A 17,797-nucleotide genomic window follows, 5' to 3' on the forward strand; every position below is an offset into this window, starting at 1 on the left:
GACGGGAACAATTGAGCCAGTAACATAGTTACTGAAAGCAACTATCAGCTTGATCCCCACACTTCACCTTGGAGCAGTCATGTCCAAAACCACCTCCGTGCGCGCCGCAGGAGAGGTCCTGACCCACCGTCAGACCATCACCGTCATGGTGGGACTCATGCTCGGCATGTTCCTGTCTTCGCTGGACCAGACGATCGTGTCCACCTCGATCTACACGATCGCCAACGACCTCGACGGTCTTTCACTGCAGGCCTGGGCCACCACCGCATACCTCATCACCTCTACGGTGAGCACGCCGCTCTACGGCAAGCTCAGCGACATCTTTGGTCGCCGCCCGCTGTACCTCATCGCCATCCTGATCTTCCTCGCCGGCTCGCTCTACGCCGGCTCGGTCCACTCCATGACCGAGCTCGCCATTGCCCGCGGCATCCAGGGTATGGGCGCCGGCGGCCTCCTGGCCCTCGCCCTGACCATCATCGGCGACATCGTGGCGCTCAAGGACCGCGCCAAGTACCAGGGCTACTTCATGTCGGTCTTCGGCATCTCCTCGGTCCTGGGCCCGGTGATTGGCGGCGCCTTCGCAGGCACCGAAACCATCCTCGGAATCGACGGCTGGCGCTGGGTCTTCCTCATCAACCTGCCGATCGGCCTCGCCGCCCTCGCAGTGGTGTTCATGTACCTGCACCTCCCGGCCAAGCATGTGAAACAGAAGATCGACTACTGGGGCGCGGCCGCCATCACGCTGGCGATCGTTCCGCTCCTTCTCGTCGCCGAACAGGGACGCAGCTGGGGCTGGAGCTCCGCCAACTCCTACCTCTGCTACGGACTGGGCGTTGTCGGCATCATCGCGTTCCTGCTGGCCGAACGGCATGCCGCCGACTACGCGCTGATCCCGCTCCGGCTGTTCCAGAACATCACGTTCGGCCTGTCCTCGCTGCTGAACTTCATCATCGGCATCGGCATGTTCGGCGCCATCGCGATGCTTCCCATGTACCTGCAGCTGGTCAAGGGTCTGACACCCACCGAGGCCGGCCTCATGATGATCACCTTCACGGTGGGCATCCTCACCGGCTCCATCACGGCCGGCCGGACCATCTCCGCGTCGGGCACGTACCGGATCTTCCCGATCCTCGGCACGGCAGTGCTGACCGTTGCCGCCGTCGTGATGGGCCTTTCCCTCGGAGTCGACACGCCGCTGTGGGTACCTGGCGCCATCGCCGTGTTCTTCGGCCTGGGCCTGGGCTTCTGCATGCAGCCCCTGACGCTGGCCATGCAGGTTTCCGTTCCGTCGAAGGACATGGGCGTGGGCACCTCCTCCGCCGCGTTCTTCCGCTCCATGGGCGGCGCGGTGGGCACGGCCGTGTTCATCTCGATGCTCTTCAGCCTCGCCGCGGACAAGATCGCCACGGGCATGAAGGACGCCGCGCAGAATGCGGACTACCTCAAGGTGCTCAAGGACCCGGCCGTGGCTGCCGATCCTGCCAACGCCAAGCTCTACGAGTTCTTCAAAAACGGTGCCAGCAACGATTCACTGAACGACACCAGCTGGCTGCATACCGCCAACTCGACGCTGACCCGCCCCATCACCGAGGGCTTCGCGCAGTCGATCGACGCCGTCATGCTCACCGCCGCCGTGCTCACCGGCATCGCCTTCCTGATCACCTTCGCCCTGCCGAACAAGAAACTCACGGACCCGAAGGCGGCCGCCAGGGAAGTCGCCTCGGCCGCAGCCCACTAGGCACGTTTCGACGGCTGGTTAACGTCACGGCAGGCAGTCTCTTGGACTGCCTGCCGTTCGCCGTCTGCCGCCCGGGCAAAGTGTATGTTTCGTCTCACTTTCCGGGGGTTGTGACAGGCGGCACGCCGGCTCGGGTGTAAGACTGGGTAGCTGCGGCGAAGGCCGTGGACCGCGAACTGCCAAGGGAGCCGTATGACCATCACCCAGGACCAGACCGCCGCCAAGATCCCTAAACGGGTCATTTGGCTGGCCGTGGCGGGCGCCGTCGGCGGCTTCCTCTTCGGCTTTGACTCCTCGGTCGTCAACGGCGCCGTCGACGCGATCAAGGACGAATTCGCGCTCAGCGAGGCCGTGACCGGCTTCGCCGTCGCCGTGGCCCTCCTCGGCTGCGCGGCAGGCGCCTACCTGGCCGGGAAGGTCGCCGACCGCTACGGCCGGATCCCGGCCATGAAGCTGGGCGCGCTGCTGTTCCTCATCAGCGCCATCGGCACCGGGTTCGCGTTCGGCGTCTGGGACCTGATCTTCTGGCGCCTGGTGGGCGGGCTCGGCATCGGCCTGGCATCCGTGATCGCTCCGGCCTACATTTCCGAGATCTCCCCCCGCCACGTCCGTGGCCGCCTGGCCTCGCTGCAGCAGCTGGCGATCACCACTGGCATCTTCGCCGCCCTCCTCTCCGACGCCCTGTTCGCGACTTCGGCCGGCGGAGCGGACCAGACCCTCTGGTTCGGTTTGGAGGCGTGGCGCTGGATGTTCATGGCTGCCGCCGTCCCCGCGGTCGTCTACGGCTGGATCGCCTACACCCTGCCCGAATCGCCGCGGTTCCTGGTGTTCCAGGGCAAGAACGAGGAGGCCCTCAAGGTCTTCAAGTCGATCGCCCCGAACGAGGACTCGGACCGGCACCTGCGCGACATCAAGAAGGCGATCGACGAGGACAAGCTCGCCGGCCAGAAGGGATCCCTGCGCGGCAAGGCCCTGGGCCTGCAGCCGGTGGTCTGGATCGGCATCATCCTTTCGGTGCTGCAGCAGTTCGTCGGCATCAACGTGATCTTCTACTACTCCACCAGCCTGTGGAAGGCCGTGGGCTTCCAGGAAAAGGATTCGCTCACCATCTCCGTGGCCACCGCCATCACCAACATCCTGGTGACGCTCGTGGCGATCGCCCTGGTGGACCGGATCGGGCGCCGTCCCATCATGCTGGCCGGCTCCATCGGCATGGCCCTTTCGCTCGGCACCATGGCCCTGGCCTTCAGCTCGGCCACCGGGTCCGGGGACGCGATCTCGCTGCCCGGCGCGTGGGGTCCGGCCGCGCTGGTCGCCGCCAACGTCTTCGTCATTAGCTTCGGCGCCTCCTGGGGCCCGCTGGTGTGGGTGCTGCTGGGCGAGATCTTCCCGTCCCGCATCCGCGCCCGCGCCCTGGGCCTGGCCGCGGCCGCGCAGTGGATCGCCAACTTCGCCATCACCCTGAGCTTCCCCGTCATGGCCGCGGCCTCTTTGCCGTTGACGTACGCCATGTACGCGCTGTTCGCGGCGGCGTCGTTCTTCTTCGTCATGTTCAAGGTGCCGGAGACCAACGGCATGTCCCTGGAACAGGCCGAAACCCTGTTCGTGCCGAAGGGTTCCGCAAAGGAGTCTGCGAAGGAGTCCGCCAAGGCCTGAGCCGGCGCCGTGTGAGATCGGCGCTGCACTCTGCGACGTGACTGAGAACGCCCATGCTTCCCCGGAAGCATGGGCGTTCTCTGTCACTTCGGCGGCTTCTGGACGAAGCCAGGCGTCGCTAGACCACGTGCGGCTCGTGCGCTGCCAGGTAGCGACGTCCGCCGAAGACCACGGCAATCGCGGCCACCATGGCCAATGCGCCGGCGAAGAACGGCACCTGCGGGCCGAAGTGCTCGCCCAGCTGCGCGGCGGCAAAGGGTGCCAGGGCGCCGCCCATCCAGCGCACGAAGTTGTAGCCGGCGGAAGCCACCGGCCGCGGCGAATCGGAAACGCCCATGGCCAGCTCCGTGTAGATGGTGTTGTTGACGCCCAGGAGCGCCCCGGAAATCACCACGAGGACGACGACGGCGGGAACCGAGTGCCCGGCGGCCAGGCCCAGTCCCACAAGGTCCAGCATCAGCAGGACCAAGGTGCCGATGAGGACCTGGACTGCTCCGAAGCGGTTCTGCAGCACGGGGGCGGCAAACACCGAGAAGACAGCGACCGCGACGCCCCAGCCGAAGAACACACCGCCGATCCCGTAGGCGTCCATGCCGAGGATGAAGGGCGTGAAGGCGAGTACGGTGAAGAAGCCGTAGTTGTAGAACAGGCCGCTGGCCGCCGTCGTCCGGAGCCCCCTGTGCCCCAGGGCAAGCAGCGGATCCCGGAGCCGGACTTTCCGCTCGGGCAGCGGGGTCTTGGGCAGCAGGGCAATGAGCGCGATGAAGGCGGAGGCCATCAGTACGGCCGTGCCGAAGAACGGTGCGCGCCACTGCCAGCCGCCCAGCACTGCACCCAGGAGCGGGCCGAGGGAAATTCCCAGGCCGAGGGCGGCCTCGTACAGGATGATCGCCGTGCCGGCACCGCCGCTTGCGACGCCGACAATCACGGCCAGCGCCGTGGCCACGAACAGGGCGTTGCCCAATCCCCAGCCGGCCCGGAAGCCGATGAGCTCAGCCACGCTGCCCGAGGTGCCGGACAGTGAGGCGAACACGACGATCACCGCCAGTCCGATCAGCAGCGTCCGCTTCCCGCCGATCCGGGAGGAGACGTAGCCCGTGATCAGCATGGCGACGGCGGTCACCAGGAAATAGCTCGTAAAAAGCAGCGACACCTGGCTCGGGGAGGCGTCCAGGTTCTTGGCGATCGCCGGCAGGATGGGGTCCACCAGCCCGATGCCCATGAAGGCGAATACTGCCGCCAGGGCCGTCGCCCACACCGCCTTGGGCTGTTTGAGTAGTGAGGCCTTCTCGGCTTCGAGGGTAACTTCGGCTGCCGGCAGGGTGTCGGCGGGGTGGCCGTGCATGGGGCACTCCTAAATGATGGGAATTTCGGTTAGATGTCAGGCCTGGAGCGTCGCGTTGATCCTGCCCATGACCGGCAGGGCAGCGGCGAGGGCGGCGCGGTCATCGTCCGAGAGGGACGAGAGGATGCCGGCCAGTACGGCGTTGCGGCGCTCATTGGCAGATGCGACGGCGGCGGTGCCGGCCTCCGTGAGGGTCACCCGGACGGCGCGGGAGTCGTTGGGGTCCGGTTCCCGGCGGGCGAGGCCGGCACGCTCGAGCTTGATGATCTGCTCGGTGGCGCTCGGCACTTTGACGCCGAGGTTCCGGGCGATTTCGCCCACCCGCACTCCGCTGGCGGAGGAAGCACTGCCACCCGAGCCGGGTGCGGCGTCCATCAGCATCTTGAGCATGCTGAGCTGGGCGGCGCTGAGCTCGCCGTCGGCGTCCAGACGGCGAACGAGGTAGATGCTGTGGCGCAGGGCCTCGCGGAAGTCCTGGGCGAGGGCGAGAAGGCCGGGGGCCGGTTCACTGGCGTTCATAGTTAGGTAGCCTAACAGTTAGGCTACCTAATGGTCAAGGAAACCGAGTTGCCCTTTCATTCTTGGTCGCTAAAACCGGCCAGGAGCCATAAGTGATAGCGCATCGGAAAGCGCGCCGACGCCGGAACCCAGGCGGGTTCCGGCGTCGGCATTTCAGTGCTCGGCGTGGCAGGAGGGCTAGACGACAGCCTTGGCTTCCTCGATAAGGGACGAGACCGCGGCAAAGAGCGGGTGGTCCGCCGCCAGGCCGGTGACCGTCTCCGTGGCCTCGTCCGGCGTGGACGCGGAGAGAATTTTCGCCAGCTCCACGGCCTCGGCGTCGGCCGGATCCTTGAAGCGCAGGGCCGCGGCGATCGCCCCGAGCAGCGCCTCGGGGACAATTCCGCGTTCGGCCAGCTCGGCAGCGGGGCCGATGAAGCGTTCGTGCCGGCTGAGTTTGCGCAGCGGGGCACGGCCCACCCGGTTGACGGTGTCCGGCAGGTGCGGGTTGGAGAAGCGGCCCAGGATCTTCTCCACGTACGCTTCCTGATCCCCGCGGTTGAAGCCGTGCTTGGCCACCAGCAGCTCCTTGGTCTCATCCAGGACGGCGCGCACGTCGGCCGCGACGTCCTGATCGGCCATGGCCTCGGAAATCTTGCCCAGGCCGGCCTCGAAACCGAAGTAGGCCGCCGCCGCATGGCCCGTGTTGACGGTGAACAGCTTCCGTTCGATGTACGGCTCCAGATCGTCCACGAAGGTCGCGCCCGGGATCGCCGGTTCCTTCCCGGCGAACGGCGTGCGGTCGATCACCCACTCATAGAACGTCTCCACCGTGACGTCCAAGCCCTGCCCGGCCTCCTGGTTGGGCACAATCCGGTCCACCGCCGTGTTGGCAAACACGGCGGCATTGTCCAGGGACCCGGCGGCCGGATCCCACTGGGCAGCGACTTCGGACTTCAGGATGTTGGTTGCGTTGATCGCGTTCTCACATGCCATCACCTGCAGCGGCGCCAGCCCGGGGGCGCGGGCGGCGATCCCCTTGGCGATCACAGGCGCCACAAACTTCAGGATGTGTGGCCCGACGGCGGTGGTGACGATGTCCGCCGTCGCGATTTCCGCGACGACGGCGGTTTCCTGGGTGCCGGAGTTCAGCGCACGGAAGTTCTCGACGGTACGGACGGCGGGGTTCTCTCCCACTTCGTGGACCTGGTAGCTGTCCGTGGCGGCCAGCTCGGTGATGAGGGCGTCCGCGACGTCGGCGAACACCACCTCATACCCCGCCTCGTGCAGCAGCAGGCCCACGAATCCGCGCCCGATGTTTCCGGCTCCGAAATGAACAGCCTTCACTAGGAGTTCACCTTTCCGAACAGGGCCAGCACTTCGTCAACCGTGGTGGCCGCCTCAAGCTGGGCCACCTGGGCCTTGTTGGTGAAGACCTTGGCGATCGAGGACAGGATGTGCAGGTGTTCGTTGTTGACACCGGCCACGCCGACCACGAACTTCACTTCCTTACCGTTCCAGTCGATGCCGTTCGGGTAGCGGATTACCGACACCGCGGACTTCATGATGTGGTCCTTCGCGGCGTTGGTGCCGTGCGGAATCGCAAGGAAGCTGCCCATGTAGGTGGAGACGGATTCCTCGCGTTCGTGCATGGCGTCAACGTAGCCGGAGTCGACGGCGCCGCGGTCCAGCAGCAGCTGCCCGGCCTCGTCGATCGCGGCGTCCCGCGTTGTGGCGGTGCCGTTGAGGACGACGCTTTCGGCCACCAGGATACCCGCAGGACCCGTATCGGCGCCCGTCTCAGCGTCCGGCTCGGCCTCCGCGGGGGCCTCTGTGGTGGCGGCCGCGGCAGTGGCCGCTCCCGCGTCCGTCGTGTCTGCTTCCGTGTTGCTGGCCTCGACCAGTTCCACGATCTCGTCGTACCGCGGGCTGTTCATGAAGTTGTCCACCGAGACATGCACGGCGCTGGCGGTCGCGGGCTTGGCCCGTTCGGTCAGGTCCTGGTGGGTGATGACGACGTCGTACGTGTCGGTGAGGTTGGCGATGGCGGAGTTGGTGACCTTGACGTCCGGGAATCCGGCAGCCTTGATCTTGTTGCGGAGCACCGAGGCGCCCATCGCGCTGGAGCCCATGCCGGCGTCGCAGGCAAAGACGATGTTCTTGATCGGGGTGGCGAGGACGGCGACGCCGCTGGCACCCACGCCCTCACCGATCAGGGCCGCGGAAACCGAGCTCTTCTTGCCCTTCAGGGCCTCCATCCGGTGAGTGGCCTGGTCGAGGTCGTCTTCGGCGGGCGCCTTGCTGGCTTTCAGGACCACCGAGGCGATCAGGAAGGACACCGTGGTGGCAAACAGGACGGAGAGCGTCACGCCGACGTAGCTGTCGCGTGCTGTTGAGGCGTAGACCGCGATGATGCTGCCCGGGGCTGCCGGGGACCGGAGTCCGGCGCCGGTGACGACGAGCGTGAAGATGCCGGTCATGCCGCCGCCGATTGCGGCGAAGATCGTCATCGGCTTCATCAGGACGTACGGGAAGTAGATCTCATGGATACCGCCGACGAACTGGATCACCGCTGCGCCCGGCGCGGATGCCTTGGCCAGACCCTTGCCGAAGAATGAAAAGGCGAGGAGGATGCCGAAGCCCGGACCGGGGTTGGCTTCGAGCAGGAACAGGATGGACTTGCCCTGCTCAAGCGCCTGTTGCGTGCCCAGCGGGGTGAGGATGCCGTGGTTGACGGCATTGTTAAGGAACAGGACCTTTGCGGGCTCGATGAAGATGCTCGTGAAGGGCAGCAGGCCGTTGGTGACCAGGAATTCCACCACGGCGCTGGCGCCATTGCTGAAGGCCTTCACGATGGGGCCGACCACCAGCATGCCGACGACCGCCATGGCGGCGGCAAGGATGCCTGCCGAGAAGTTGTCGATCAGCATTTCGAAGCCGGGCTTGACGCGCCCTTCCCAGATCTTGTCCGCCTTCATCATGAGCCACCCCGTGAGCGGCCCCAGGATCATGGCGCCGATGAACATGGGGATGTCCGTACCGACGATCACACCCATGGTGGCCACCGCACCCACCACGCCGCCGCGCACGCCGTAGACCATCCGGCCGCCCGTGTAACCGATCAGCAGCGGGAGCATATACGTGATCATGGGCCCGACAAGCTTGCCGAGCTCCGCGTTGGGGAAGAAGCCCGCCGGGATGAAGAGCGCCGTGATGAAGCCCCACGCGATGAAGGCGCCGATGTTGGGCATGATCATTCCGGACAGGAACGTCCCGAATTTCTGCACGTGGACGCGCATGCTGGTGCGCGGTTTCGCAACTGTCTCTGTTGCCATGTGAGTTCCTAACCGTCATTCCCGCTGCTTTGCAGGATGGTCCGATAATTTCGCCGAGCTAGCTGGTGGAGCTGTTGGAGATCCGGTGGAGCCATTCGAGGAAGAGCTTGAGTTCCGAGCTGGAGAGCTGGTCCGAGTGGGACGCCTGGAGTGCTGCGTTCAATGCGATGGCCGCCACAACCACTGAGGATTTTCCGCTGTCGACAGAACCGTTGTCCCGGGCCTGTTCGGTGGAAACCGCAAAGATCATGGCGTCGCGGGTCATGGCGGAGAGCTCGAGGTTCCGCTCCGGCACCTTTTCCGCGATCAGCATGAGGGTCACGCCCACGTTGGCCGCCAGGATGGACCTGGCCGCCTCCTTGGGCGGGACGTTGAGCTGGCCGGAGACGGCCGCCTTGTTGAGCATCTCCTCCATGAGGGCCTCGGCATCGGCGACGATCGCCGGACGGCTCTCAGGGCGGATATTGCCAAACATGACGAGGTACAGTTCCGGCTGTTTCAGCCCAAACTGTACATGGTTGTCCCACATCCTCCGGATGTCCTCCAGCGGTTGGCCAGAGGGCGCGAAGTCACGTTCGCCCGCGACATATTCGTCAAAACCTGCTGCGACGACGGCGTCGAACAGCCCTTCCTTGTCACCAAAGTGGTGGTAGAGGGTCGGTGCCGTGACACCGGCCAGCTGTGTGACCTGGCGGGTCGAGACCGCGGATCCGCCCGAGTTGGCCAGCAGCTCGGCGGCCGCGCGCAGCAGCCGGGCCTTGGGTGGTAGCTGGCCATCGATACTCATAACCGCTACCCTAGCACCTATAGCAACGCTATATGAACTGCATCACATACAATTTTTGCAGGTGCCGTAACCCGCCCGTTGACGTAGCCGTCAGCCGCAGGCACAAATGATCAGCAGGGTCAGCGGCGGCACCTGGTTTACCGGCTTAGTGGCCACTGGCCTACGACAGAGAATGAGGACCTTCAGTGCAGAACTTCCCAGGAGTAGGCGTTAGCCCCGGCCGCATCATCGGCACCATCCGGCAGATGCCCAAACCGATCAGCGAACCGCCCACCGGAGAGCAGCTTCCCTCCGGCGTCACGGCGGAGGAGGCGACGGCGGCACTGAAGGCCGCGGCGAAATCCGTCCACGAGGAACTCAAGGCCCGTTCCGAGACCGTCACCGGCGACGGCAAGGCCGTCCTCGAGGCCACGGCCCTCATGGCCACCGACACGATGCTGCTCAAATCCGCCGCCAAACTGATCGGCCGCGGCACGTCCGGTCAGCGGGCGATCTGGGAAGCCGGCGCCTCCGTCTCGGAAATGCTGCACAACCTCGGCGGTTACATGGCCGAGCGCGCCACGGACGTCCTGGATGTCCGGTCCCGGATCGTGGCGGAACTGCGCGGAGTTCCCGCGCCGGGCATTCCCGTGTCCTCCACCCCGTTCATCCTCATCGCCGAGGACCTGGCCCCGGCCGATACCGCCACCTTGGATCCGGAGAAGGTCCTGGCCCTCGTCACCGCCGGCGGCGGCCCGCAGTCGCACACCGCGATCATCGCCCGGTCGCTGGGCCTGCCGGCCGTGGTCGCCGCCGTCGGGGTCGACGAGCTCGCCGACGGCACCGAGGTGTACGTGGACGGTGCGGCGGGCCTCATCACCGCGAACCCGGATGAGTCCCAGCGCGCGGCAGCAGCCCACTGGGCCGCCACGGCGTCGCTGCTGTCCGCCTTTGACGGGACGGGCACGACGTCGGACGGCCACCTCGTTCCGCTCCTCTCCAACGTCGGCGGCGCCAAGGACGCCGTGGCCGCGGCCGGCCTGAACGCCCAGGGTGTAGGGCTGTTCCGGACCGAGTTCTGTTTCCTGGAGCGGGACACCGAACCGACCGTGGAGGAACAGGCCGCCGCCTACAAGGGCGTCTTCGACGCCTTCCCGGGCAAGAAAGTAGTGCTCCGTACGCTCGACGCCGGCGCGGACAAGCCGCTGCCGTTCCTGACGGACGCCACCGAGCCCAACCCCGCCCTGGGCGTCCGCGGCTACCGGACCGATTTCACTACGCCGGGGGTCCTGGAGCGCCAGCTGCAGGCGATCGCCCTGGCCGAGAAGGCATCCGAGGCCGACGTCTGGGTGATGGCCCCGATGATTTCCACCGCGGAGGAGGCGGCCCGTTTTGCCGCGCTGTGCGCCACGGCAGGGATCAAGACTCCGGGCGTCATGGTGGAGGTCCCGTCGGCTGCCCTGACGGCAGAGGCCATCCTCCGCGAAGTCGGCTTCGCAAGCCTGGGCACCAACGACCTCACCCAGTACGCCATGGCCGCCGACCGCCAGCTCGGCCCGCTGGCCGCCCTGAATACCCCGTGGCAGCCGGCCGTACTGCGGCTCGTGGGCCTGACGGTGGAAGGTTCGGCGGCCGAGGGGCACAACAAGCCGGTGGGCGTGTGTGGCGAGGCTGCCGCGGACCCGGCCCTCGCAGTCGTCCTCACGGGGCTGGGCGTCACCACGCTGTCCATGACGGCGCGTTCCATCGCGGCCGTGGCCGCCGTGCTGAAGACTGTCACCCTGGCCGAAGCGCAGGAGCTGGCCAAGCTGGCCTTGTCCGCACCGAGCGCAACTGAGGCCCGGGCATGGGTCCGGGCAAAACTGCCGGTCCTGGAGGACCTTGGGCTGTAACCGCGGGTCCGTCGGTGGGCCCGCGGACCGGCCCACCGACGGACCCTCGCGCTGCGATGCTGCCGCTAGGATGCACACATGGCACTGATAGCTCCCCGGGTGACGGCCGGCCTCCCGGCCGAGGATGCGCAGAAACTCCGGTACGCCCTTGACGGCAGCCACGACATCACCGTGTTCGTCGACGGCACCGTCCACCGGCTGCCGCCCGCGGCGCGGGACGCCGTCGTCGATTTGCTGGGCCGCTTCAGCCGCGGCGAGGCCGTTACGGTCAGCAGCGTCGAGGAGATGCTCACGACGTCCCGGGCCGCAGAGCTTGCGGGGATCTCGCACACGTACCTGCGGAACATGACCGACCGCGGCGAGATCCCGGTCGAATACCGCGGAACGCACCGACGGATCCGGCTGGCGGACATCATGGCGTGGCTCGAAACGCAGAAGTAGCATAGTGCGGGCGCCAGTTCGCCGGCCGGCCAGGATGACGAGGGCGCCGGTGTTCAATGAACAGATGCTTAATGAAGAGATGCTTCATGAAGCAGTGATAAGGATCAAGCAACGATCCCGCTCGCGCGCGGAAACACTGATATCGCGCGGGTTACGCTTGAATTGTGGGTAAATTCAGAGGGTGGCACATCATGGCAGGCATCGCCGCCATGCTGCTCGCTGGCATCCTCGGAACCGCGATGGGCCTGAACATCACCGCCACTTATTTGGCCAGCGGCGTCGCGTTCGTTGCAGTCTCACTCTGGGTGGACAGCCGGATTACCCGCCGACGGAGCGCCGTCCGCCATCCCGGTCCCGACGCCGGCCAGGACGCGAACGTGGCCCTCGACGCCGACTCCTCCAAGCGCGAGGGCTAGGCCGCGGGCTCAAATCAGGCTCAAATCAGGGTTAGATCCGCGGCCGGCCGGCCCAGCGCCGTGCTTTGAGCGCAGCATGTAGTTCCAACCGCACCATTCCCTTCAACGGATCCACGCCCAGCAGCTGGCGGATCCGGCCGAGCCGGTTGTAGATGCTGCTCCGGTGCAGGTGCAGCTTGGCCGCGACTTCCTGGACCGAGCCGTCGTTGTCGTAGAACAGCTCCAGGACGGGCAGCAGCTCGTGGTTGCGGTCATGGTCCTCGAGGATGCGGAAATACACGGATCCCGCGTCTGCCCAGGCCCCCGCGCCGCCGCCGGCCGAGGCCAGGAGCTGGTAGACGCCGGTAGCCCGGCAGTCGACGAGCTCGCCCAGCTGCGGATCCACTGCCGCGGCCTGGGCCGCCTGCCGTGACTGCCGGTAGGCCTCGGCGAGCTCCCGCGGCTTGGCAAATCCCTCGCTCGTGCCCAGGATGATCCGCCGGACGGTGCGCCCGGAGCGTTTGGCGAGTTCCAGTTGGTAGTGGACCAGCACCTGGGCGTGGTCCGCGCGTCCCGTGGATTCCTTGAAGAGCACCACCGCGTGGGTCTCCGTCCCGGCGCTGAACAGGGCGGCGTCCACCCCGATGGTCGCCTGCAGCGCCGCGGAGCGGTGAATGAGTGTGTCGGCGATGGGGTCCGAGCCCCCGGCCCAGCCATCGGCGTCCAGGACGGTCACCAACTGCCAGGGCCCCTTGCCCTGGACCTCTTTCCAGCCCGCCACGGCCGCCGCCGCGTTGGCCTCGCCGGCGCAGGCGGCCAGGAACTCCTGTTCGCGGCGGCGGCGGAACTCGGTTTCGGCCGTGTTGGAATCCAGCAGCAGGGAGGACAGCTGCTCCAGCTCCGGTGCCACGTCCTGCAGTTGGGCGAGGACGGTCGCGGCGCTTGGTTCCTCGGCGTCGAGCTGGACCCAGAGGTACCCCACCCGGAAGCCGCGCACCAGCAGCGGCACGCACACACGGCCCAGCATGCCGAGATCTTCGTTGGCCGGCACGACGACCGGCCGGACCGCCGTCGCAATCCCGTGGGAGAGCTGCCAGGCGATGACGTCCACGGGGACTCGCTTGCTGAGCAGGAAGTTCACCCGGACGCGGTCCGCATGGGATTGGTTGGAGCTGTAGGCGAGGAGCAAACCGTCGAGGTCCTCGAGGGAGAGGCCGCGGCCCAGCCGCTGCGCCACCTGCTCCACGAGCTGCTCCACGTCCTGCTGCTGCATCCTGCCAGACTACTGCCCGGGCCCGCCGCACTGCGAATGCATTCGTGACGGACACCAGCCGACACCTGACGCCCGGCGCCTCGACAAATGTCTATACCCGGATTTGAAAAATCCCGGAATTACGCGGGCGACGGCCAAGGCGCGGCAGGGGCACCTGTCGCGTGCCTCACAGCGGGATTTATTCTGGAAGTACGAATCCCCCGCTCATCCAGGCCCATGAAGCCAACATCCACTGGAGCTATAAATGATCATCGGTGTACCCAAAGAGATCAAGAACAACGAATTCCGCGTCGCCATCACCGCTGCTGGCGTCCACGAGTTCCGCACCCACGGCCACTCCGTCCTCGTCGAGCGCGGCGCGGGCCTGGGCTCGGGCATCACGGACGAGGAATATGCGATCGCCGGCGCCGAGATCGTGGCCGACGCCGATGACGTGTGGGCACGCGCCGACATGGTCATGAAGGTCAAGGAACCGGTCAAGGCCGAATACCACCGCTTCCGCAAGGGCCTGATCCTCTTCACTTACCTGCACCTGGCCGCCGAGCCGGAACTGACCCAGGAACTGGTCAACTCCGGCGTCACCGCCATCGCCTACGAGACCGTCCAGGAAGGCCGGACCCTGCCGCTGCTGGCGCCGATGTCCGAGGTTGCCGGACGCCTGTCCGTCCAGGTGGGCGCCACATCGCTGATGGCTCCGGCCGGCGGCAAGGGTGTGCTGCTCGGCGGCGTCCCCGGTGTCCGCCCGGCCAAGGTGGTTGTCCTGGGCGCCGGTGTTGCCGGCACCAACGCCGCCGCGATGGCGCTCGGCCTGGGTGCCGACGTCACCATCCTGGACATCAACATCAACCGCCTGCGCGAACTGGATGCCCAGTACCAGGGCCGGCTGAAGACGGTTGCCTCCAACGCCTACGAGATCGAGAAGTCCGTCGTTGACGCCGACCTCGTCATCGGGTCGGTCCTGATCCCCGGCGCCAAGGCCCCTAAGCTCGTCACCAACGAGCTCGTGTCCCGGATGAAGCCCGGCTCCGTGCTGGTGGACATCGCCGTGGACCAGGGCGGCTGCTTCGAGGACACCCACCCCACCACGCACCAGGAACCGACGTACAAGGTCCACAACACGATCTTCTACTGCGTCGCCAACATGCCCGGCGCCGTCCCGAACACCTCCACGTACGCGCTGACCAACGTCACCCTTCGCTACGCCGTCTCACTGGCGAACCTGGGCGTCAAGGCTGCGTTCGAGCGCGACGCCGCCCTGGCCGCCGGCCTGAACATCGCCGGCGGCAAGGTTGCGCACCGCTCGGTCTCCGAGGCGCACAACCTGCCCCTCGTCGCCGACTGGCACGAACTGGTCTCCGCGTAACCAGCTGGTTTCCGCGTAGCCAACACTTCATCGGCTGCTCCGTAACCGCCCTTTTGGACCCCCAGAACGGCAGTTACGGAGCAGTCGATTGTTGTTTAAGGCCGGCTCAGGCCAGGGACCGGGCCTGCTCGATCAGCTGCAGCACCTGAAGCGGGCCCGCGGGGTCGACGGGGACGGGCAGCGCAGAGGCGGCACCGCCGTCGGCGATCTTTGCGGCCAGGATCCGGTAGAACTCCGGGTAGGCGCCGCGCTCGGTGGGCAGCCGGTCCAGATGCCCGTCGCGTCCCAGCAGCCCGGCCCAGTCCGGGTCCTCCACGCCGTAGTCGGCGTCCAGCGGGCCGCCGCCGGCCACGATGTAGGGCTCCTGCGGGTCCACGCCGTGCTTGGTGAAGCCGCCCCCGCTGCCCAGGATCCGGTAGCGCGGACCCTGCTGGGCGCACAGCATGTTCATCCAAAGGTGGCTGGTTACCCCGGAGCCGTGCCGCAGGGCCACGAAGACGTCGTCGTCAGCTTTCTCGCCCGGCCGCCGGACCTGCAGTTCCGCGTGCGTCACCGTCGCCGGCCCGAAGAGCTGCAGTGCCTGGTCCAGCAGGTGGGTGCCGAGATCAAACAGCACCCCGCCGCCGTCGTCGGCCGTCGCGGCCGCCTTCCACGCCTTGGCGACCTCGGGCGACCACCGCTCAAAGCGGGACTCAAACCGGGCCACCGCGCCGAGGGCACCCGCGTCTACGAGGGCTTTCACCGTAAGGAAGTCACCGTCCCAGCGCCGGTTCTGGAACACCGTGAGCACCCGGCCCAGCCGCGCGGCCAGGTCGATGAGATCCTGCCCCTCGGCGCTGCGCACGGCGAACGGCTTGTCGACGACGACGTCGAGCCCGGCTTCCAGCGCCGCCTTCGCCAGCGGATAGTGGGTGGCGGGCGGCGTGCCGAGCACCAGCAGGTCCAGCTCACCGGCGAACTCCAAGATAGCGGCCGGGGTATCAACGATCCGGGCCGCCGGGTAGCTGCGCGCGGCGGCAGACTGCCGGCCGGCGTCGGAAGTGGAGATGGCATCCAGCGAATAGGCGGGGTTTGCGGCGATGAACGGGGCGTGGAAGACGCTGCCCGAGAGGCCGAAACCGGCGACGGCGGTGCGGATCGGCCGGGCTGAATCGTTGCTCATGGTGCCTAGGCTACCGCCCGCCCTGGTAGTTGGACCCGTCGGGTTGGTTGAGCGGGTGGCCGGTTAAGCGAACGAGGCCGGCACCCCCGGATGCGTCCGGGGGCGCCGGCCTCGGCCGTGCTGCTTGTTATTGCTTGGTGCTTCTCAGCTGGCTGGTGCTAGCTCTTCTGCCAGCCGACGACGCTCCAGTCCGGGGTCTGGAACAGGCTGGCGCCGTAGTTGGCCAGGCCGGTGCGGGCGAAGTAGATCTGCGGGCCGTTCATGATGACGCCCATGGAGAAGTACTTTTCCATGTGCTTCTTCTCGACGTCCATGGCGGCCTTGTTGCGCTGGGCGTCGTCCTGGATGGACGCGAGGTCCTTGATGGCCTTGTCCAGCTCGGCATCGCCGAGTTTGTTCTCGTTGGTCGTGGACTCGTAGAACTGCTTCACGGCGGAGGTGGCGTCGGCGCCCACCGTGTAGCCGCTGATGGTGAGCTGGAAGTCACGGCTGCCAACCACCTTGCCGAAGTCGGCGTCGCCGCGCTGGTCGATGCCAACTTCCATGCCGGCCGCCTGGAGCTGCTTCTGCAGCGTCTGCACGGTGGCCAGTGCGGTGGGGTCGTCGCCGAAGTTGGTGATCTTGAACGACGCCGGGACGCCGTCCTTTTCCATGATGCCCTTGGCGTTGGCCTTGTAGCCGGCCTCGGTCAGGACCTTTTTGGCCGCGGCGGCGCCGGTTTCCTTGACCGGGTAGTTGTCCTGGTAGTACTTCGAGAACGGCATCAGCATCATCGAGCCCGAGCTGTTCTCGTCCCAGTTCAGGCCGCCGAAGCGGACGGCGCGGATGGCGGGACGGTCAACGGCGGTGAAGATGGCCTTGCGGACGGCGACGTCGGTGAGCGGCGCCTTCAGTGCGTTGAGGTTCAGGCCGCCGGCGAAGAGGCGCTGGCCGCGGCGGACCTCGGAGTTCTTGGAGCCTTCAAGCTGCTTGTACTTGGTCAGCGTGCGGCCGTCGGCCATGTCGACCTCGCCGTTCTTGAAGGCGGCGATCTCGGCGCTTGCCTCGAGCTGGCGGAAGATCACCTTGTCCAGGACCGGCTTGTCTCCCCACCATTTGTCATTGGGAACAAGGGAGACAGTCTTCGCGGCAGAGTCGTATTTGTCGACCTTGAACGGGCCGGCCATCCACTCCGGGTGCATTTCGCCGGAGAAGCCGGTGTTGAACAGTTCCGGGGTGTTGACGGCCTGCGGGATGAATCCCCCGAACATATCGCTGAGCGGGTACACCGGTTGCGTGGTGGTCACAACGACTTCCTTGTCGCTGCTTCCGGCCTTGACGGAGTCGATGAACTCGTAGGCGCCGGAGCTGACGATGTCGATGTCCTTGTTTTTGCCGTTGAGCATCTTCCACGTGTTTTCGAACGTGGCGGCGTTGATCGGAGTGCCGTCGTTGTAGGCGGCCTTCGGGTTGATCTTGATGGTGATGGTCTGCTTGCCGTTTTTGACTTCGCTCTTGAAGTCTTCGCAGAAGTTCTTGTTGAGGTTGGCGGTGCCGTCGAAATCCAGCTTCCAGCAGCCGACGTAGCCGGCTTCGTCGATCGGGTAGTGCAGTTCGGTGTTGTCCGCTGAGTTGCCCGCGTTGGAGAAGCCGTTGAAATCCGGTCCGATGTTGCCCAGGGGCAGCGTCACGGTGCCGCCCTGCTTCAAGTCGCCGGCCTTCTTGGCGTTGACGCTGACGAGCTTGCTGAGGTCGCCGGAGGCATCCTGTGCCTTGGCGCTCTCGGCGGTGGTGGAGGCGCCACCGCTGCCGCAGGCAGTCAGCGCAAGCGCCGCCACGACGGCGGTGAGGGCGCCGATCTTGGTGCGATTTTTCATGAGATCCCCTTCATTTTTTTCGTGCGAGTGTGATGCATGGGTGGTCTGGCGGATTCGTGCTCCGGATGTTGCTTACC

General features: G+C 66.5%; 14 protein-coding genes. 6 read left to right on the top strand and 8 right to left on the bottom strand.

The window, feature by feature from the left end; all coding sequences use genetic code 11:
• Window positions 1-79 precede the first annotated feature (79 nt).
• Both BLQ10_RS08040 and BLQ10_RS08045 read left to right on the top strand, forming a co-directional pair.
• On the top strand, window positions 80-1,738 hold the full coding sequence (locus BLQ10_RS08040) for an MDR family MFS transporter (protein WP_091560504.1): 1,659 nt from the start codon (window positions 80-82) through the stop codon (window positions 1,736-1,738).
• Window positions 1,739-1,930: 192 nt separating this feature from the next.
• On the top strand, window positions 1,931-3,394 hold the full coding sequence (locus BLQ10_RS08045; protein ID WP_091560506.1) for a sugar porter family MFS transporter: 1,464 nt from the start codon (window positions 1,931-1,933) through the stop codon (window positions 3,392-3,394).
• Between the two features lie 118 nt (window positions 3,395-3,512).
• On the opposite strand, the gene BLQ10_RS08050 is transcribed toward BLQ10_RS08045, so the two are convergent.
• The 5 genes from BLQ10_RS08050 to BLQ10_RS08070 form a co-directional block, all read right to left on the bottom strand.
• Window positions 3,513-4,739 (bottom strand): MFS transporter, encoded by a 1,227-nt coding sequence (locus tag BLQ10_RS08050; RefSeq protein ID WP_091560508.1) that lies wholly within the window; start codon window positions 4,737-4,739, stop codon window positions 3,513-3,515.
• A 36-nt stretch (window positions 4,740-4,775) separates the two neighbouring features.
• A complete protein-coding gene (locus tag BLQ10_RS08055; protein ID WP_091560511.1) occupies window positions 4,776-5,258 on the bottom strand; it encodes a MarR family transcriptional regulator in 483 nt (160 codons plus the stop codon).
• Between the two features lie 177 nt (window positions 5,259-5,435).
• Window positions 5,436-6,584 carry a mannitol-1-phosphate 5-dehydrogenase gene (locus tag BLQ10_RS08060; protein WP_091560513.1) on the bottom strand — a complete coding sequence of 383 codons (1,149 nt, stop codon included), beginning with the start codon at window positions 6,582-6,584 and terminating at the stop codon, window positions 5,436-5,438.
• Window positions 6,584-8,572, bottom strand: a complete 1,989-nt coding sequence (locus tag BLQ10_RS08065; protein WP_091560515.1) for a PTS mannitol transporter subunit IICBA — start codon at window positions 8,570-8,572, stop codon at window positions 6,584-6,586. The genes BLQ10_RS08060 and BLQ10_RS08065 overlap by 1 nt, the downstream gene beginning before the upstream one ends.
• Window positions 8,573-8,630: 58 nt before the next feature.
• Window positions 8,631-9,359 (bottom strand): TetR/AcrR family transcriptional regulator, encoded by a 729-nt coding sequence (locus tag BLQ10_RS08070; protein WP_091560519.1) that lies wholly within the window; start codon window positions 9,357-9,359, stop codon window positions 8,631-8,633.
• Window positions 9,360-9,544: 185 nt separating this feature from the next.
• Between BLQ10_RS08070 and ptsP the strand changes: the two genes are divergently transcribed.
• The 3 genes from ptsP to BLQ10_RS08085 all read left to right on the top strand — a co-directional run bounded on the left by ptsP (window position 9,545) and on the right by BLQ10_RS08085 (window position 12,087).
• The gene (gene ptsP, locus BLQ10_RS08075; RefSeq protein WP_091560521.1) at window positions 9,545-11,230 is read left to right on the top strand and encodes a phosphoenolpyruvate--protein phosphotransferase; all 1,686 of its coding nucleotides are present in this window, start codon (window positions 9,545-9,547) and stop codon (window positions 11,228-11,230) included.
• A gap of 78 nt (window positions 11,231-11,308) precedes the next feature.
• Window positions 11,309-11,671, top strand: coding sequence for a helix-turn-helix domain-containing protein (locus tag BLQ10_RS08080; RefSeq protein ID WP_091560523.1), 363 nt, complete (start codon window positions 11,309-11,311; stop codon window positions 11,669-11,671).
• A 191-nt stretch (window positions 11,672-11,862) separates the two neighbouring features.
• Window positions 11,863-12,087: a hypothetical protein gene (locus BLQ10_RS08085; RefSeq protein ID WP_254785469.1), complete on the top strand. Its 225-nt coding sequence runs from the start codon at window positions 11,863-11,865 to the stop codon at window positions 12,085-12,087.
• A 31-nt stretch (window positions 12,088-12,118) separates the two neighbouring features.
• On the opposite strand, the gene BLQ10_RS08090 is transcribed toward BLQ10_RS08085, so the two are convergent.
• Entirely contained in the window at window positions 12,119-13,339 is a 1,221-nt protein-coding gene (locus BLQ10_RS08090) for a PucR family transcriptional regulator (RefSeq protein WP_091560527.1), read from the bottom strand.
• 244 nt (window positions 13,340-13,583) lie between these two features.
• Here BLQ10_RS08090 and ald point away from each other — a divergent pair, with 244 nt between their 5' ends.
• Complete coding sequence (gene ald / locus BLQ10_RS08095; protein WP_091560530.1) at window positions 13,584-14,702, top strand: alanine dehydrogenase; 1,119 nt, start codon at window positions 13,584-13,586, stop codon at window positions 14,700-14,702.
• Between the two features lie 106 nt (window positions 14,703-14,808).
• On the opposite strand, the gene BLQ10_RS08100 is transcribed toward ald, so the two are convergent.
• Both BLQ10_RS08100 and BLQ10_RS08105 read right to left on the bottom strand, forming a co-directional pair.
• Entirely contained in the window at window positions 14,809-15,864 is a 1,056-nt protein-coding gene (locus tag BLQ10_RS08100; protein ID WP_091560532.1) for a Gfo/Idh/MocA family protein, read from the bottom strand.
• Window positions 15,865-16,022: 158 nt separating this feature from the next.
• The gene (locus BLQ10_RS08105) at window positions 16,023-17,720 is read right to left on the bottom strand and encodes an ABC transporter family substrate-binding protein (RefSeq protein WP_091560535.1); all 1,698 of its coding nucleotides are present in this window, start codon (window positions 17,718-17,720) and stop codon (window positions 16,023-16,025) included.
• Window positions 17,721-17,797: the final 77 nt, after the last annotated feature.

Origin of the sequence: Arthrobacter sp. ok362, assembly GCF_900102785.1 — a bacterium.
Lineage (GTDB): Bacteria > Actinomycetota > Actinomycetes > Actinomycetales > Micrococcaceae > Arthrobacter.

Coding starts and splice junctions, on each gene's coding strand:
- BLQ10_RS08055 (WP_091560511.1), bottom strand. CDS start 5,258: ATGAACGCCAGTGAACCGGCCCCCGGCCTTCTCGCCCTCGCCCAGGAC.
- ald (WP_091560530.1), top strand. CDS start 13,584: ATGATCATCGGTGTACCCAAAGAGATCAAGAACAACGAATTCCGCGTC.
- BLQ10_RS08100 (WP_091560532.1), bottom strand. CDS start 15,864: ATGAGCAACGATTCAGCCCGGCCGATCCGCACCGCCGTCGCCGGTTTC.
- BLQ10_RS08070 (WP_091560519.1), bottom strand. CDS start 9,359: ATGAGTATCGATGGCCAGCTACCACCCAAGGCCCGGCTGCTGCGCGCG.
- BLQ10_RS08090 (WP_091560527.1), bottom strand. CDS start 13,339: ATGCAGCAGCAGGACGTGGAGCAGCTCGTGGAGCAGGTGGCGCAGCGG.
- BLQ10_RS08040 (WP_091560504.1), top strand. CDS start 80: ATGTCCAAAACCACCTCCGTGCGCGCCGCAGGAGAGGTCCTGACCCAC.
- BLQ10_RS08050 (WP_091560508.1), bottom strand. CDS start 4,739: ATGCACGGCCACCCCGCCGACACCCTGCCGGCAGCCGAAGTTACCCTC.
- BLQ10_RS08045 (WP_091560506.1), top strand. CDS start 1,931: ATGACCATCACCCAGGACCAGACCGCCGCCAAGATCCCTAAACGGGTC.
- BLQ10_RS08105 (WP_091560535.1), bottom strand. CDS start 17,720: ATGAAAAATCGCACCAAGATCGGCGCCCTCACCGCCGTCGTGGCGGCG.
- BLQ10_RS08085 (WP_254785469.1), top strand. CDS start 11,863: ATGGCAGGCATCGCCGCCATGCTGCTCGCTGGCATCCTCGGAACCGCG.
- BLQ10_RS08080 (WP_091560523.1), top strand. CDS start 11,309: ATGGCACTGATAGCTCCCCGGGTGACGGCCGGCCTCCCGGCCGAGGAT.
- BLQ10_RS08065 (WP_091560515.1), bottom strand. CDS start 8,572: ATGGCAACAGAGACAGTTGCGAAACCGCGCACCAGCATGCGCGTCCAC.